A 16,310-nucleotide genomic window follows, 5' to 3' on the forward strand; every position below is an offset into this window, starting at 1 on the left:
ATGAAAACGATAAAATTCATCAGCCTAAGCCTACTCTGCTTAAGCTTACAAAGTACTGTAGCACAATCCACAAATGAGGCTTCGCGTTGGAGTCTGGGAGCCCGAATCAATCATCTCTATGATATTGGTGCCTATCGTTTCGATACAGAATTATCGAGGGATATGCGCGGGCTTAACGGCTCCTTCACCCAATTCGATATTGGTTATAGTTTCTACGCCGAGCGCATGTTTAATCCGCTCTTTGGTTTGCAATTGGGTTATCATGGAGGGAGCATGACTGGCGCCAATCAAGTGGAGTACTATGAGAATAGTTTTAATGAAGCGCAGTTAAACCTGATCCTGATGTTGAGCAATTTCAGCTCCTCTTTTGCGCAGTCACCCTGGAATGTGTACGGAAAATTCGGATTGGCCAATGGTCGGTTCGAGTCGACCCAATACTTGCAGAGTGATCAGGTGGAGGATAATAGCTTCGCCGATAATTATTGGAAATACCAGGGGGGACTGGGTTTGCAATATGAGCTAAATAGAGCCTGGCGATTGGAGCTCGATTTTAGCTTGAATAGCGTCTTGAACGATGGTTTCGACGGCTATAACAGTGCTTCGGGTTCGGATGTCTATTGGGCTACTGCTTTGGGAGTGGCTTATAGCTTCGGGCCAAAAGCGCAAAAGGCAGAGTTTCAAAAGCCCATTTTTAGTGCATTGGCTTGCGATGGCCCTCCTCAAACTAAGGTTACAATTGCCAATGACAGTTTGAAGTGGGAAGAGCAGGCAGCGCAAATGGCGGCTCTGCAAGCTGACTTGGAGCGTACTCAGGCCGAATTGGAAAGCCTGAAGCAAGCTCAAGCTCAGCCAAAACCCAGTAGCACAAAGCCAGAGACAGAATCCTTGTCCGTTTACTTTGGCTTTGATCAATCGTATCTCAGTAGCACTGCAAAGAAGGCCATCTTCGAGCAGGTGCGGGGTCTGAGGAATATAGAGGGGACAAGGTTTGTTTTAACTGCTTATGCTGACGCCACAGGCCCCGAATCCTACAACGTTAGCTTAAAGCAGGCGCGTGCCCATGCGGTACGTGATTTCCTTTTGACTTTGGGCTTTAGCGCTGCTCAAATTCAGATTGGACTTGCTAAAAATCAATCTCCCGAAGAATTGGGTAATTCTTTTCTTAATCGGCGAGTAGATGTAGAGTGGGAGTAAGTCCTGGAATTAATTCGGACCTTGTTCAAAGGGCTCCTTCGGGAGCCCTTTTTTATTTCTCGATTTTTATGCGATGCTCTAAAAGCAAGCCGGGTAATTGATCGAGATTAAAATGCGCGCCTTTAATGCGGTTCCCTTGTGGATCGATTTGCAAATTGCTGCTGCCCCGGAAATCACAGGCCATAAGATTGCTGTTTTCGAAATGAGCATTGCGTAAATCGCAGTCTCGTAAGATGCTATTCTGCATTTGCGCCGAAGTGAAATCCACTTCCCATAATTGGCAATTCTCAAAGGAACATCGGCTGAGGTCTAGACCGAAGAAATTGGAGCTATCGAGTCGGCAATTTTGCATTTTAAAACTCAGGCCAAAGCTGCTCAGCTCATCAAAGCGAATACCCAATAGTTTACAGTTTTCGAACCAGGCATCTTGCAGGCGACTTTCTTTCCAGCGCAGATTACTGAGATCGGAATCGATAAATTCACATTCACTGAAGTTGAAGTCACTCAGGTGCAATTCTTGAAACTGGCAATTGATAAAACGACAGGCTTCGTATTCCCCTTTCGCTAAGCTTTGTTTCTTAAAGTCAATGTTTTCGTATTCCTCTTCGCAGAAATAGGCCATGGTAGTGCTTTGGCGTAAAATTAGAAAAGGGAGAGGCTTATCCTTAATTCTTTAGGTATGCTTTTTAAGCTTTTATAAATTGCGGAGCCAAAAACCAAGCATGCCTTCGCTTTATTCTTACCCCCAATTTGCCCAAGTCTGGCTGAAGAATCTCTTGCTCAGGTTCCTTCTATTCTCTTTATTCCTAGCTGCTGTGAGTACAAGGGCGCAGGTAGATTCTCTGGACTTAAAGGCTCGTTCCATTTTACATATGGCGCGGGATTTCCATTTTCAAGCTCCCCTTAATGATTCTGTTTTTTCGCAGCGGGTGTATGATGAATTAATGCAGTCCTTGGATCAGGATGGCCAATTTTTTACGCAGAAGGACCTTAGTCAAATTTCACCTTATCAGGCTATAGCCGCCCGCAATGCCCAGTCGCGACAAGCGCTGGTACAAAGCTTAAGTGAGGTGTATCGGTTGAGGCTACAAGCCCTGGAATCTTTGTTGGAGGCCGAAAGCCAAAAGCCCCTGGATTTTACAATAAAGGAGCAGTACCGTATTGAAACCGATGGCATTCTTGAAGAAGCCGAATGGAAAGAACATTGGCGTAAATACTATAAAATGCGGGTGCTTTGGGCCCTTTTCAATCATCAGGATACGGCCGCCAAAAGCTTTAATCCTGATTCCGAAACTAAATTGCATTGGCAAAAGTATATCGGCGAAAGCATGGTTTGCCGCTTGCGAAATGATTTAGATCATTATGAGGCTTTGGACCGCTATATTCAAGAACAGTATTTAAAGGCTTTAGCGAAAGCATTGGATCCGCATAGCGCCTATTTTTCCAGCTCTGCCCGACAAGGTTTTCAAAATTCACTTTCTCAGAATGAATTGTCTTATGGCATTGAGCTCTTTCGCAATGCAGATGGAGAAATAGAAGTGGCTTATGTGGTGCCCGGTAGTCCGGCCTGGCAGAGTGGTAAGGTGAACGAAGGTGATATTATCCTGGGACTGAGTTCCGAAGCCAGCGATGAAGATGCCCTGGCTTGTTTAGGAACGGCCGAAGTGCGGGCCTTAATTGAGTCGGCAGATGAAGCTGAAACCAAATTCCAATTGCGAAAGCAAAGCGGGGAGAAGTTGGAAGTGGAACTCAGCAAAGACTATATCGCAGTGGAGGAAAACCATGTGGAGTCATTCGTTTTAGAAGGGGAGCGCAAAATTGGTTATATCTATCTGCCTTCTTTTTATGTGGGGGATGAATTTGCGGAATCGGTGCAGGGCTGTGCCGTGGATGTGAGCAATGCCCTGATTCGCTTGAAGCGACAAGGAGTGGAAGCCTTAATCATGGATTTGCGCGACAATGGCGGCGGGGCGATGTATGAGGCCCTGCGATTAGCCGGAATTTTTGTGGATTATGGAGCGCTTTCTATTTACTCGGATGGGCAAGAACATCAAACTCTAAAGGATATGGATCGCGGGGTGATCTATGATCAACCGATGCTGATTTTGCAAAATGCTTTTAGTGCTTCGGCCTCGGAGCTTTTTGCGGCCGCTTTGCAAGATCGAAACCGCGCTATTATTGTAGGGCAGCCCAGTTATGGGAAGTCTACGGTACAAGAAATTGTGCCTTTGCTACAATACCATGAAAATTCGGATACCGCTCTGATTCCCGGTTCCTTTATTAAGCTGAGCACGGCGGCTTTTTATCGGGTAACAGGAGCTAGTCATCAGGCCATGGGAATTCAACCCGACATCCCATTGCCCGCTTTGTACAATTATGATGCTTACCGCGAAAAGGCGTATTCGAATTATCTTAAGATCGATTCGATTAAAAAGAAGACCTATTATTTCCCGGAAGCTGAATTACCCTTAACAGACCTGAGAGAACTTAGTGCCCAACGCATTAAGGCCGATAGTCTTTGGCAGTGGGAGGCGAATCAAGAACTGAATACAGGTACTGAGACTAGCATACCGCTTGACTTAGCGGGCTTTTCGGCTTATATGGCGAAGGATGAAGTGTCGGAGGATTATGAAGAACAGCATTGGGAGCCCGCCTTAAAGGTGCATTCACTGAAGTATTTACTCAATTATCGATTGGCAAATGAGGAGGAGGGCTTGACTGTTAAAGCGGCCATCTCCGAGGATTTATACATCCGCGAAAGCTTTTTTATACTTAATGACTATTTAGAATTCAAATCAACACAATGAAACAAACATTAGCCATCTGTTTATTGCTATTAGGCGCTTTTTCAATGCAAGCTCAATCGGCTGGAGAAGCGGCCGCTTATATGGGCCAAATCGGGGAAAGCATCGAAGAAATGAAAGGTGAAACCTGGAGTTATCTAAAAGCCGCCACCCGTGGTCGTAGTGCCAGAACCCTGGAGCGCAAACGCCAATCTATTATTGAGGAGCTGAAAAACGTAAAATCTGAAATTCGTAAAATCGGTGCTTTTAAGGGCGATCGCAGCTACCAGCAAGAGGTGATTAATTATCTGGATATGACCGATATCGTGCTTCGTGAAGACTATGCGAAGATTATGGATATGGAAGATATTGCGGAGCGTTCTTACGACGGGATGGAAGCCTATCTTTTAGCGAAGGATATTGCCGGTGAAAAGATGGATAGTGCCTTTAGTATTTACAAAAATGCGGAGGAGGCCTTTGCCAATAAGTACGGTGTAAATCTGATAGAAGGAGAGAAGACCAAGAAGGATGAAAAAATTGCCAAGGCCAATAAGGCTTTGAAATACTACAACCGCATTTTCTTGGAGGTTTTCCGCGCTCAGGTGCAGGAAGCTTATGTTGTAGAAGCTTTGAATAATGCAGATTTAGTGAGTCTGGAGCAAAATCTGAATGCTTTGAAAACTGCGGTAGCTAAAGCCCAGGCTAATTTGGATACCTTCTCAACTTTTGGAGGAGATAAGAAATTACTGTACTCGGCTCAGCGACTTTTGAAGTACTATGAGAATTCTTGTGCGAATAATTTACCTAAGCTGGTTGACTTTTATGTGAAGAAGGACAATTTTGATCGCCTGCAAAAGAAAATGGAAGCCACTAAAAAGCGTGATTTAACGCAAGAAGATGTGGATGCCTTTAATGCAGCCGTAGAAGATTACAACAAAATGGTACCGGAGTTTAACAATGTTAACGAGCGCAATAATGAGGCGCGAGAACAGGCTATAAAATCCTGGGAAGACGGGGTTGAGGACTTTTTTGATCAGCATGCCTAAGCTAAGGCGAGCTTAATTGTGGGCTTCGGAGAACTATAGATAAAGTTTATCCAATATGCCGTACTTTTATCCTCTGTTAGGTTTCACCGAACAGAGATTTGAAACTCGTATAGTTCAAATTTTCACTTGCTTTTTGGGGTAATAGAAGGCAAGATTTAAATCCCGGGTTCTTTATGGATTCCGGGATTTTTTATTTCAGGATTAAGAATTAAGTCCCGCTAAAATTTCCTTAATCCCCTCTAAGCTGACTTCTTCAAATTGCAATTCACCCAATTCTTCGCCAATGATATAGTCCTGGACGGCGATAAAGCTCTTTCCGTTTACATATTTAGTTGCAATAATGTTTACGGGTTCTCCTTTGGGTATGTCTTTATAGTAGAAATTGCCTCTACGGTAGGTGTTTGGTGGCAAAATAGAATTTCGATTCTTAAAGACCATTTTCACATCCACATGATTAGCCGGTTTTAGAGGGATGTTTAAAGTGGTCAGTTTAGAAGCCTGCCAATTGGAAAAAGCATCAATATTGATCCATCCTAATTGCGCATTGTTGAAGATGTAATAGTTTAAGTCTGAAGAACTAATGCTACCCTTGGCAATGTCGGCTTCCATTTCCTTGCGTTCCTCATTACGTAAATAGGAATAGAGCTCTTCGTAGGTTTTGATTGGGGCTTCTCCTTGGCGATTGGAATTAATGGCCAGCATGAGTGCATCTACATTTTCGACCCCATATTTTTCAAGAAAATGAGTAAAAGCCCCACATGGATTTTCACCACCTCTGGATCTACTCGATCTAGCAGCAGCATTGTCTTTATTAAAGCCAAATAAACTTCCCATCCGGCACCAAAAATTACAAGGCTGTGGATTTCGACCTAAAGAACAACACCAGAGAAAATCATTCATGCTTGTGCTTTGCAAAGTGCTGCCATTAGTGCGGGTCCAATTGATATTAGCAAGGCTATCATGCTGGTTACCATTGAAGACTAGTGCACCGGGGATAGATCTTTCGCTTGGAATGTAAAAAGTTACATCTCTTCGTTTTCGCAATTTCAATTTGCGCTGGCCTTGAAAGGCCTCCACCTTAAACATGCCTCCACTTTCAAGCATGCGGCCATTAGAGCTGGTGCTGAGATTATTCAAAAGCATTTCACTTTTGGTAATTACTTCTGTAAACTCTATACGTACTTTTTCTTTGGGACGAAGATTACTGAAGGCCTTGGCGGGAATGTGAAGGATACTGCCCCCTTTGGCCTTGAGGATGGTGTCTTTAAGCGGGTCGATTTCGAAGACCTGTGGCGGTGGGCAGAGCTGCTTCAGTAATTCTGCAATGCCTGGTCCATAATCCGGTTCCGGCGCTAATTGAATAATCAAATCAACTCTGCGCTGGGAATTTTTATAGAGGTTGTCTGGCTGACCTTCATCCGCAAAGTTTTGGTGCTTAATTGAGCTATCTGCAAATTGCTTTTGAATTTCATTTTGCAAGCTGAGGATTCGGTTCTTGCCAAGGGCCTCATTATGAGCTTTGGATCCTGGGCCATCGCAATAGGCATTAAGTGCAAAGCCTAAAACTCTTTCATTGGGTAAACTGTCGAGCAGCTTTTGCAAGCTTTGGATTTGCGTGGCTTGGAGCTCAGTTTCATTGACTTCGAAAAAATAGCTTTTGCGGATTTCTGTTTTTTGGGCAAGGGCAGATAGGCCTAAGCTAAGAAAGAGGCAGAGGTAGAAATAGGGTCGCATACAGGGTTCTTTAGGAAATTTTAACGGCAGTTTTTGTCCAATTCTTATTCGCCAGGTGAATTTTTAAGACTGCCCAACCAGGCTAGGGCCTGATCTTCATCCTCAATGGCCTTTAGTTTCAAGCCGCCGTATTGCAAGAAAATGCTTTGTCCGGCCTGACTGCCTTTAAACTGATGGGAGATCCAAAAATAATTATCACCCGCATGGATTGGTAAATAGCCCAACTCTCCTTTTACCAAAAAGGGAATGGAATCTTGGGCGGAATCCAGGTTGAGATAGATTACTGCTTGATCTTTAATTTCGCGCTCTTGATCTTGTATCTCGATCCAGAAATCATAATTCTTGGAGGGAATTCCGCCCAATTCATCCCGAAAGAGAATCAGTCGGGGAGCCTGTGACTGAGATTTACTAAAGGCCGCTTCAGATACTTGGTAGAGGCTGCCTTCCAGGTATTGACCTTCTTGTACAAATTTGTGGAAGTACACCAAATTTCCATGGTGGGCCTTGGCTTTAGCGCGGATATCCGCTTCAATCTCTGGCCAGCTTTGATGAGGGTAAGCCAGTTTAAGATCACCCACTTTTATTTTGTTGGGAAATTGATCAGGCTCGGCGGTAAAATGAACCCTGTCTATCGAAATCGCCTGCACATCGGGGTTGAGGTTTAAAACCTTATTGTTTACACAGCCCTGGCAGAGTAGCAGGAAGGAAATTGAGGCAAAGCGCATAGTCTTATTTTGTACTAAGATAAAAGCAATCTTTAAGCCATGCCTAAGGCTTGGATACGGTATTTCACCATGGCAATGATCAGGTCTTTGGGTAGGGGTTTATTTAAGGGGAACTGCAGGGTTCCTTTCTTTACAATGGCCTCTTGCAATTGATCTTTAAAGGCTTCAATGGTATCCGGATGGGGGTAGAGGCTTACATGTTTTTTGTAGCCGGCCATCATAATTTGCTTATCCATTTTAGCGCCTTCTTCCAGCGCAAAAACGGGAATATTGTAATTGATTTTCTCTACCGCTTGGGGTGCGGCTTCTAAAATACAGGCCCTTAATTCCAAAAGCTTGTCTCTACATTCTTCGCTTTGATCCGCGAGGTAGTCGGCTACCTGATTGTATTGCTTCATTTTTGCCATGGAAGGAAGGTAAGGCTTTTAAAGGGTAAGGCCTAAGGCTGGGCCAAGCTGCTTATTTTAAGTCTATCACCTTATGTAAAAAAAAAATCTTCTTTGCATTTTAAAAGGGTGGCTAAGACTGGATGTCTTCAGAATAAAGGATCTAAAATATTGAATTGGGAGTGTAAATGCTCATGAATTTTCAAGTGTTATTCGGAACTAAAGATTTTCAATAGATAGTTGCCTGTTTTAATTGTCATTAGATTTGTGTCTCATTTATTATAATTAATGATCAGTTGTAAATACTAGATAAATAGTGGAAATGTTAAATATTATCGAAGGTGAATTCTATGCAATCCATTTTTAATCATTTAAAAATAGGCAGGTTTAAGTATTTCACGCTGCTTATTTTCTTTTCGACAAATTTGACACTTGCGCAAAATTGCCTTCAAGGATCTGTTGATCCTGAGTTTACTTCTTTTTATTCAAGCTCACCGGGTCAATCGCTATATCAGGCATATAATGCAGGACTTGTTTCTATTAATGAGGATCCGTTTTTTTATTGGATAGACACCACTAAGTCTTTGATTTCTCTCAGGTTGCAGAACCTACAAAATCAGGAAGAAGCTTTTTATTCATTGAAGACCTTGGAGGGGAGTGTGAAAACTTTACCTAGCATTTCCTTTCTGGATGAACATAGGTTCTATATAATCGGCCCAGATAATCGCTCTGTTCTGTTGTTTAATTTTAAAAAGAATGAAGTAGAGGCAAACTATCCACTGAATAGGGCCTTGGAAGATGGTGAAATACTATATACAAGGCCAGATTCAAAAATTAATAGGGTGGGCGACTACTTGGTGATTCCTACAATTTATAGCAAATCCGATTATTCGATCCAAAGTACAAGGCAAAGAATTTTTAGTGACTCTCCATTCGTCTTGTTTGATTTAAAGAATAAGAAAGCACTGAAACCTAATTCAGGTAATTTCTGGCCCTCTTCCTATAAGAATGAGTTTCAAATGCCTGATTACCTACCTCACATTTCACACAATTCCATTGATGAAGTTTATCTGGTTTTTAGGTTTTCAGATACTCTGGTCTCTTATAATTTGATAAACGAAGCCTTAAGTTATCAATCACTAAATATAGGTCAGGAATTCCCCAAAACAGGGCTGGAGAATGCTGAAATGTCCGAGGAGAGAAAATTTTTTATTGAGCAAGCTCAAATATCAAATTACCTCTACTGCCCAGAAAAGAAGAAGCATCTTATTGCATTTAAACCAAAGGCGCCATTTATTTCGAACGATAGAATTAACACTTATTATTCGATTGACTGGAACCTGTTTATTTATTCGGAAGACTTCAAGTTGGAGACAGCCTATTGTCTAAACCCAAAAAAGGATGCTGAATGGTATCAGCTAGGGATCTTTAATGGACAGGTCTTATTACCTGCGCATTCCACAACTAGTGATGATGGCAGGGAGAGTAGGAGTTTTAAAGGATTCCATTTAAATTAATGTCGCCATGGTGGTACTAAGCCTTATCGTTTCATTCCTTTTTAGTCATAGCTCCCATGATTCCAGAGCCTTTGAGTCTTATCTTAAACAAAATCAATTACCAGTAGAGGAGCATCAAGTTTATATTGTGATTTCAGGAAATACTTGTGTTGCTTGTTCTAATACTACGAGGGCGACTTTAATGCGCTATAGCTCATGTTCAAATCTTGTAGTGATTACTGGAGATAGGATGGTCAAAGAGGATTTAGAAGGAAAGGCAGTCAGTGTTTTGTTTGATGAGGCCTTTGATTTCGACTATTTACCCTACAATTTCACTTATACCAGTATTGTTAAAATCGAAGGAGAGAAGCTGGAACTTGAGTCTTTTGGAGTGCTTGATGGGGATAGATTTGAGCGACAGGTTTCGCATTATTGTGAATAAATGCAGTCTTTGTTCGAGCTCTTCCCTTGACTTTAAATTGGCCAGTCAGGAATCTAAATCTAAAACTCCTTCCATTTTACTAAAAACTGCAGAATCATTAAATTAAAACCTCCGCTACTAATTGAAAAAGAAGCGGAGGTTTTTTGTTGACCATGCTTATGTTTTCCTTCAAACATGCTGATGTTTTGACTCAAACATGCTGATGGTTTTATTTAAACTCTATTAAACTTTTGCTTGTCCGTAAAAGAAGGGGAAGGATTTAAATTTAGGGAAGTGTAGTAAGGGGGATCGGGATATAAAGTGGCCGCTGTTATTTTATCTACAATAAAGACATCATTTTTACTTCATTAGAGGTGAATTGTTGAAAGTCTGGACTAACTTGTTCAATTCAATTAATTAAACCGAATTTCCGACGAGCGAAAAAATGAAGGCTGACATTATAAATAAGGCAGTAAGCATAGTTTTCATTTTATGCTTACTGCCTTTCTTGGGCTTAAGTCAATGGAATAAAGATGTTCGAATCATCAATTTACATGATTCAATCTTTTATGCAAAAAGAGAGCCGTTTGAAATCAGGACCTTTGGGGATTCTGGAGTTTCAATTTTTGGTGCTGCCTTTTACCAAGGCTTGACTACAACTCACTCTAGAGCCATTGAAGCTGAAGTTAATTCTGCGGATGGCTCCTTTATAAGGTCTTCTTCTCCTTCCGGATTATCAGGATATAATGGTTACTTTTCGAAAGTTGCATTCGCCTTTCCTAATCATGATAGGCTGATTGTGCATAATAGGATACTAAATAATTCTGATCAGTTCGATACGGTGGTAATCAAAGAAACTTCCAGTGATTCAGTAATCACCACCTTCGAGGGTGATTGGAAGGTGCTGAATCATCAAGAAACTACTTTGAGTTCGGAAGCTTGGCTTTATAGAAAGGATAGTACACTAGTTTGTAAAAGAATTGATTTAACTGATGGTTCTTTAAAGTGTTATATCGACTTAAGCTTAGTGCTTGACGATTCGCTATTTGGTACTAGGCCTCAAGATTATTCATTGAAGAACATAATTCTGAGTGGCTCTAATTTGGTGACAGAATTTACGAGGGCAAACCCAAGTTTTATAGACCCAATTACGGGGTCATTTTATTTTGAACAGGCTACTTTCAGTATTGACACCAGTAGTCTCAGTATAAGTAAGAAGAAATACCAAAGGATACCTTCGAGCCAGGTATCTGTCTTTGCAAGTAGTGAATGTGAGGATATCCTTTATTTAGATGAAAGCAGTGTTAAGGGAACGATGGATACAACCATCCGTAGAAGCCTTGTTTTTGCAAAGTACCAGGATGATTCAAGCATAAATATATCTTATCGTGCTAAGTTTTATATTAATATTTTAGGGGCTGAGAAAGTGCCGGGAAATGTGATTTATACCCAAAACGGGTATTATTTAATCTTTATCCCTACTCTTAACTTTCCTCCAAATGGTAGAGTACTGGATGGGGTGAGATTGGTCTTGTTTGATTCAATTGGTCGTCTTGTATTTGATGTTGAGACTAAGAACGAATGGCTGCATTTGTACTTTAACCAAGCAAGAATTTCTAAAAGAGGGGAGGTTTATTTTAATATTCAAGAGGAACGTCCTTCCGAAAATATCATCTTGGGTAAAATTGATTTAGCGGGTACCAACCCTTTGTTCAGGAAAAGTCCATTATCGATTGATGTTGTACCTGATCCCAATATTTTAGTTAGTCTTTATCCTAATCCGGCATTGAAATTTTTCGAGGTGGCAAGTGATTCAGCTCTGGATGAAATAAGCATTGTTAACAGTTTGGGGGACCTGGTATATACTGCTGAGATAAAGGGATACAAGCATCTAGTTGTAACAGAGTCTTTTGCGAGAGGAATCTATATAGTTAGAATTAGGTCGAAATCCGGCAAGATGAGTCATAGCAAATTGCTTTTGAAGTAAAAGCTAAGCAAAAGGCTCAAAGCAATCGTAATTGCGTTGGCGGTAGATTTTACCTTCTTTAAATTCAAAGACCTGTGTGAAATAGGCGGTCATTTGATCGCCAATTTCTTTTATCTACTAATCGTAGATTTTCGACAGCCTTTATTTTTTGCAGATATTTCCTTAAGAGCAGTAATTCCCTATCCTCTTGATCACCAAGATATTCCTTGATGATTAGGGCATTGCCATAGTTATCCATCACTTTTTGTGGACTGTCGTCTATCATCAAGATTTTTCCCAGGCTATAGCCAAGTTTCTTGACCTTTTTGAGGCGTTTCACATAATAGAATTCCTTGTGGGCGATCAGGCTTTGCTCCATTCGATTGGAATGGGTATTTCTTCTTAAAGTGGTTCGAGAGCGGGCCCAAATAAACTGCACTAAACCTTCCAGGCCAATCAGTTTAGTGATCGCTTCAACATAGGCGTCTGAGGCTGAGGACCAGATCGCAAATTCGAAATGTGTACTCAGGAATTCAATAAAGCGATGGAATTGGGGGCGCAGGTAAATATGATAATCGCCAAAGATAAAATCAGCCGGATACTCTAAGGGCTTGCTTCGGGCATGAATGAGGGTTTCATCCAGGTCGAGAATAATTAGCAAATCTGAGGGGTGCTTTTCCATAGTAGCAAAGGCCTATGCAATGTAAACACTTATTGAAGGAAATTAGGCCTTCTTATTTCTTGATAAACAATTCTGAAAAGTGTAATTCAGGAATTAGCAGAAGGTAGGTGCCGGCATTTAAGTCTTGGATGTAAAGGCCTGATCTATTGTCTTGAAAGCTTCCTTTTTTAAGGATGGCACCCTTAAGGTCTCTAATTTCATAGCCTAAGTTAGTTGAGCTATTTGGGAAGTCTAGATAAATGTGACTATTTGCTGGGTTGGGATAAATAGATGAACGTAGATTTTGATGAAAGTGTCGGGTGCTTAATACATTCCCGAATTCATCGAATATCCAAACTTGAACTCTTAGGTTAGGGAGACTATCACTGCGCCAATCAAATTCATTAAATGAGATTGCAATATGGTTGTTGGAAAGTCTGGCAATATTCTGATAGCTATTGGTTAAAGGGGTAGAAATAAATTTTTGCCAGTTTAAGGTGTTGGAATTTAGATTGTAACTGATAAGGGTGAAAGGTGTGGTATCTTTCGAAGTGTAATTGTATTGCCCAATTTGATTAACCCCTTGGATGATAAGCACGGAATCCAGATTGCTATAATCAATAGCGTCAATTTCAAAAAAGAGTCCACTTGAAATTTTTTCCGAGGTTTGGAAATCAAATCCGGAGAGTGGTAAGGTATCCAGCTTAGTGACATTTCCGGAAGAGTCCAGTTTTGCGATACCAATATTCCAATAACCTAATCTTTGTGGGATAAAAGGTAAGCTGTCAAAGAAAGATCTTGAATTTCCAATTTGATACATTCCATTGGAAGTCTGTATAAAACGTCCATGGCTTTGAAGTGTATTTGGGTACATGCCACTTGCGGGGTCTATAATAGAGCCACTATCCAAAATGCTAAAACTTGTATCAATAATATAATTGCTGTAAAAGTCTGGGCCATACTGGGGCCAAAAATTTGCTATTAAATTCCCATTAACCATTGAGGGATTAAGGCTCTCTTGGCGTGGTTTGCTTGAGGGAAACTTTTGACCAATATCGGTCCAGGCAAGCTTATTTGAAGAACGATTGACAAAGCCAATTCCAGCTGAATATAGGTTAGTGTCACAATAAGTGATATAGCCACCTAATAAAATGAAATCGGATTCTATTGTCATTGTGCCCAATTGAATATTGGTGCCTGGCTCTGAGATAATTACTTCATCGAGAACATTTAAATTGCTATCCAGTTTTGTTAGTGCCGTTGCAATGTTGGTACAGGACCCGCTGCCTGTGTCTTGTGCAGAACTTAAGATCAGAATTCCGTCCTCATACTTTTGAATGTCCCAAAGAGAAACAGCAAGGTTTGAAGCTCCGCCATTCACTAAGCCATTTAATTTTATGGAATCAATCGTTGCGAGGTTGGAGGAGTTTAATTTATAGACATAGGCATCCTCTCTACCCGTTTCAAAAAACTGATTTTTTTGAATACCTAGGTAAACTGAATGATTTCTGGCTCCAATACAGTGGCTAAAGGTAAAAGGGAATGGCTTAATTACTCGATTTACTGCTTGAGCATTTAAAAGTTGTCCGGCAAAAATGCCGATAAGAACTATGAGAATTCTTCGCATGTTCAATTAAATTAAATGGAGGGGTAGGCCCAACCCCTCCAGATAAAAATATTAATTCAAACCTAATGAATTAGGTCCATAATTAGCATTTAAGTTTGCATCGATGTTTTTTGAGAGAATTCCATCAAACTCCCACCGCGTGGTGCCTAAAGCAGCACCGTTTAGCACTCTTAAGCTTGAAACTCCATCCCAATATGTCCTTTTAAGAACAATATCATACAATTCATCCGATAACCTTTGGCTGTATGCGTCTTGCTGTTGAGGTGTAATACAATTAGCAACAGGAACAGGATTTTGATGTGCGGTAAAAATTGCATCTGGGTGACCCAACATCCAAGACCCATCGAAGTATCTTTGAGAAATTTGTCCTAGGTGAGAGCTGAAAGAAACCACATTGTATCTAGGTCTTCTAAAGTTGTAATTAACAGGGAAAAGTAGAGAGGGAAGAGTCTGGCGAGCTTGCCATTGTACATGTTTCCAAGCACCTTTTCCTGTAATGCTGTTACAATCCGCATTTGCTCCAGCTCTTCTAGAAATAGAGGCGGGTGGAACATTAGGCCAACTATATGATGAGACACTTGAAGCGTTTACTAAAAAACTTGTACTAAAAAGTAATGTTATTTCACCACTAGAAATGTCTGATACTCTTACGTCTGTTATATTATAAGAGTAATCATCATTATTGGATAAAGTATTTGCTATTTCATCATAAGCACTGGAAAAGTTAGAGGCTATATCTCCATTAATTATTTCTTCATTTGAATTTATCTCAAATGTGTAGGTGTTATTTAGGTAAATAATAGTGTCTTCTTCTTGATAAGTCGAGTCGCCGTAAAATGCATTAAGGTTTCCTTCTATTACCCAAATTGATTTATTGACAGGAGTGTAATCACCTGCATTTTGACTATCAAAAATAGATATGGAGCTCTCCTCAAATTCGGAAAGTGCATTTGAAGGTTCTGTAGGAGTATATACTTCATAAGGAAACTCCTCTGCCAGCATTTGAATTGGACTAGGTATACTTGAAATTTGCATTTCTTCCTTTTGTTCACAACCGATAATCCCGATGGCAAAACTTGCGATAATTCCTAATTTAAAAAATTTCATTTTGTGATTTTTCAGGTATTAAGTATTAAAATTAAACAGGCCTTTTTTAATTCTGCTAATTTAATACGTGCGTTAATTGACTTGCAAATAGTTTTTATTTATTACTTAATAGGGTTGTGTAATGGTGTGATTGTTACAATTTCTATAAAAATAATCATTATGATCTATACCTTTTTTTGGAAATTAATCTACTGTTATTTTTATGTTTGTAAAAGTTTAGGTTTAAGTCGATTATTGGATTTGTCTTAAAAAGGGTTCACGTGGTGATTAATAGCATGAATGTTAACTAGATTAACTGTAGTATATAGATTGGTATGTGATATGGGAATTGAGAATTTACTGAAGTATCAACTACATGCTTGACACCTTTATGAAGCTTTAAAAAAGAATGGTGGTGGTTAGCAGAAAGAATAATTTTCTACTTCGTTGGTAGAAATTAACGTCTTTTAATGTCTTGCAGATGAATAAGGGTTTCATCCAGGTCGAGAATAATTAGCAAATCTGAGGGGTGCTTTTCCATTTTAATAGCAGAAGGAAGTAGCAAGTTAAGGCTTCACTCAAAAAAGTCGAATACCACAGTCAGGGCAAAATTGATCGCTTGCTACAATGGGGTAGGAGCAGGCGGGGCAAGGGCTGGTGCTTTGATTCTTTAACTCTTGGGCGCTGCGCGGTGCCAGTTTTTGAGGGGATTTCCTGAAATGAAGTTTAGTGCCTTGAAGGGCATAAATTTCCACCTTTAACCAAAGGCTAATTTCGCTAGAAGTATTAATGATATAATATTTACTCTGACTAAGATGAGTGCCTTCTATAAAGAATACGGCAGGCTTTATCCATTTTTCTTTTGGAAAGGGAGCATTATCCCAGTCTAGACCAGAGGGGCTATGCTGTTCTAATAACTTCAGATTGGATTTTTGCAAATACTCATTAATTTCCTTTTCGAAGTTATAGAAATAGCGGAGGTAATTGAGGCGTAAGGGGATAGCCAGGCCAATGCCGAACAAGAGTACGATAATCAGGAAATGTAGAATGGTCATTGAGCAGGAGCTGAGGACTTATTAGGTTGGGGTTCGAGCAAATTACAAAAGTCAATAGCGGAATTCAGTCTTTCTTGCCCTTGAAATTTACGTTCAGCAATAAAATTGGATATTCCACAGAGGCTTTTCC

General features: G+C 40.5%; 14 protein-coding genes. 6 read left to right on the top strand and 8 right to left on the bottom strand.

What is annotated here, in order from left to right; translation table 11 throughout:
• Window positions 1–1,194 (top strand): OmpA family protein, encoded by a 1,194-nt coding sequence (locus tag H4K34_RS13845; RefSeq protein ID WP_210757983.1) that lies wholly within the window; start codon window positions 1–3, stop codon window positions 1,192–1,194.
• A 52-nt stretch (window positions 1,195–1,246) separates the two neighbouring features.
• On the opposite strand, the gene H4K34_RS13850 is transcribed toward H4K34_RS13845, so the two are convergent.
• Window positions 1,247–1,816, bottom strand: coding sequence for a pentapeptide repeat-containing protein (locus H4K34_RS13850; protein WP_210757984.1), 570 nt, complete (start codon window positions 1,814–1,816; stop codon window positions 1,247–1,249).
• 193 nt (window positions 1,817–2,009) lie between these two features.
• On the opposite strand from H4K34_RS13850, the gene H4K34_RS13855 reads away from it, so the two are divergent.
• Both H4K34_RS13855 and H4K34_RS13860 read left to right on the top strand, forming a co-directional pair.
• The gene (locus tag H4K34_RS13855) at window positions 2,010–4,001 is read left to right on the top strand and encodes a S41 family peptidase (protein WP_210757985.1); all 1,992 of its coding nucleotides are present in this window, start codon (window positions 2,010–2,012) and stop codon (window positions 3,999–4,001) included.
• Window positions 3,998–5,023, top strand: coding sequence for an LIC11966 family surface protein (locus H4K34_RS13860; RefSeq protein ID WP_210757986.1), 1,026 nt, complete (start codon window positions 3,998–4,000; stop codon window positions 5,021–5,023). The genes H4K34_RS13855 and H4K34_RS13860 overlap by 4 nt, the downstream gene beginning before the upstream one ends.
• Window positions 5,024–5,224: 201 nt before the next feature.
• On the opposite strand, the gene H4K34_RS13865 is transcribed toward H4K34_RS13860, so the two are convergent.
• The 3 genes from H4K34_RS13865 to H4K34_RS13875 are packed head-to-tail and all read right to left on the bottom strand — an operon-like array spanning window position 5,225 to window position 7,889.
• Entirely contained in the window at window positions 5,225–6,757 is a 1,533-nt protein-coding gene (locus tag H4K34_RS13865) for an OmpA family protein (RefSeq protein WP_210757987.1), read from the bottom strand.
• 44 nt (window positions 6,758–6,801) lie between these two features.
• Entirely contained in the window at window positions 6,802–7,482 is a 681-nt protein-coding gene (locus H4K34_RS13870) for a hypothetical protein (RefSeq protein ID WP_210757988.1), read from the bottom strand.
• A 32-nt stretch (window positions 7,483–7,514) separates the two neighbouring features.
• A complete protein-coding gene (locus tag H4K34_RS13875) occupies window positions 7,515–7,889 on the bottom strand; it encodes an iron chaperone (protein WP_210757989.1) in 375 nt (124 codons plus the stop codon).
• A 329-nt stretch (window positions 7,890–8,218) separates the two neighbouring features.
• On the opposite strand from H4K34_RS13875, the gene H4K34_RS13880 reads away from it, so the two are divergent.
• The 3 genes from H4K34_RS13880 (at window position 8,219) to H4K34_RS13890 (ending at window position 11,772) form a co-directional block, all read left to right on the top strand.
• Window positions 8,219–9,385, top strand: coding sequence for a hypothetical protein (locus H4K34_RS13880; RefSeq protein ID WP_210757990.1), 1,167 nt, complete (start codon window positions 8,219–8,221; stop codon window positions 9,383–9,385).
• 7 nt (window positions 9,386–9,392) lie between these two features.
• Complete coding sequence (locus tag H4K34_RS13885) at window positions 9,393–9,806, top strand: hypothetical protein (RefSeq protein WP_210757991.1); 414 nt, start codon at window positions 9,393–9,395, stop codon at window positions 9,804–9,806.
• 424 nt (window positions 9,807–10,230) lie between these two features.
• Window positions 10,231–11,772: a T9SS type A sorting domain-containing protein gene (locus H4K34_RS13890; RefSeq protein ID WP_210757992.1), complete on the top strand. Its 1,542-nt coding sequence runs from the start codon at window positions 10,231–10,233 to the stop codon at window positions 11,770–11,772.
• Window positions 11,773–11,836: 64 nt separating this feature from the next.
• On the opposite strand, the gene H4K34_RS13895 is transcribed toward H4K34_RS13890, so the two are convergent.
• The 4 genes from H4K34_RS13895 to H4K34_RS13910 all read right to left on the bottom strand — a co-directional run bounded on the left by H4K34_RS13895 (window position 11,837) and on the right by H4K34_RS13910 (window position 16,180).
• The gene (locus tag H4K34_RS13895; protein ID WP_210757993.1) at window positions 11,837–12,433 is read right to left on the bottom strand and encodes an HAD family hydrolase; all 597 of its coding nucleotides are present in this window, start codon (window positions 12,431–12,433) and stop codon (window positions 11,837–11,839) included.
• Window positions 12,434–12,485: 52 nt separating this feature from the next.
• A complete protein-coding gene (locus tag H4K34_RS13900) occupies window positions 12,486–14,039 on the bottom strand; it encodes a T9SS type A sorting domain-containing protein (protein WP_210757994.1) in 1,554 nt (517 codons plus the stop codon).
• 51 nt (window positions 14,040–14,090) lie between these two features.
• Window positions 14,091–15,146, bottom strand: coding sequence for a hypothetical protein (locus H4K34_RS13905; protein ID WP_210757995.1), 1,056 nt, complete (start codon window positions 15,144–15,146; stop codon window positions 14,091–14,093).
• A 557-nt stretch (window positions 15,147–15,703) separates the two neighbouring features.
• Window positions 15,704–16,180 (bottom strand): zinc ribbon domain-containing protein, encoded by a 477-nt coding sequence (locus tag H4K34_RS13910; protein WP_210757996.1) that lies wholly within the window; start codon window positions 16,178–16,180, stop codon window positions 15,704–15,706.
• Window positions 16,181–16,310: the final 130 nt, after the last annotated feature.

This window comes from Croceimicrobium hydrocarbonivorans, from assembly GCF_014524565.1.
Taxonomy (GTDB): domain Bacteria; phylum Bacteroidota; class Bacteroidia; order Flavobacteriales; family Schleiferiaceae; genus Croceimicrobium; species Croceimicrobium hydrocarbonivorans.

Excerpts from the sequence above, each read along its gene's own strand:
- H4K34_RS13845 (WP_210757983.1), top strand. The coding sequence starts at position 1 with ATGAAAACGATAAAATTCATCAGCCTAAGCCTACTCTGCTTAAGCTTA.
- H4K34_RS13850 (WP_210757984.1), bottom strand. The coding sequence starts at position 1,816 with ATGGCCTATTTCTGCGAAGAGGAATACGAAAACATTGACTTTAAGAAA.
- H4K34_RS13860 (WP_210757986.1), top strand. The coding sequence starts at position 3,998 with ATGAAACAAACATTAGCCATCTGTTTATTGCTATTAGGCGCTTTTTCA.
- H4K34_RS13865 (WP_210757987.1), bottom strand. The coding sequence starts at position 6,757 with ATGCGACCCTATTTCTACCTCTGCCTCTTTCTTAGCTTAGGCCTATCT.
- H4K34_RS13870 (WP_210757988.1), bottom strand. The coding sequence starts at position 7,482 with ATGCGCTTTGCCTCAATTTCCTTCCTGCTACTCTGCCAGGGCTGTGTA.
- H4K34_RS13875 (WP_210757989.1), bottom strand. The coding sequence starts at position 7,889 with ATGGCAAAAATGAAGCAATACAATCAGGTAGCCGACTACCTCGCGGAT.
- H4K34_RS13880 (WP_210757990.1), top strand. The coding sequence starts at position 8,219 with ATGCAATCCATTTTTAATCATTTAAAAATAGGCAGGTTTAAGTATTTC.
- H4K34_RS13885 (WP_210757991.1), top strand. The coding sequence starts at position 9,393 with ATGGTGGTACTAAGCCTTATCGTTTCATTCCTTTTTAGTCATAGCTCC.
- H4K34_RS13890 (WP_210757992.1), top strand. The coding sequence starts at position 10,231 with ATGAAGGCTGACATTATAAATAAGGCAGTAAGCATAGTTTTCATTTTA.
- H4K34_RS13895 (WP_210757993.1), bottom strand. The coding sequence starts at position 12,433 with ATGGAAAAGCACCCCTCAGATTTGCTAATTATTCTCGACCTGGATGAA.
- H4K34_RS13900 (WP_210757994.1), bottom strand. The coding sequence starts at position 14,039 with ATGCGAAGAATTCTCATAGTTCTTATCGGCATTTTTGCCGGACAACTT.
- H4K34_RS13905 (WP_210757995.1), bottom strand. The coding sequence starts at position 15,146 with ATGAAATTTTTTAAATTAGGAATTATCGCAAGTTTTGCCATCGGGATT.
- H4K34_RS13910 (WP_210757996.1), bottom strand. The coding sequence starts at position 16,180 with ATGACCATTCTACATTTCCTGATTATCGTACTCTTGTTCGGCATTGGC.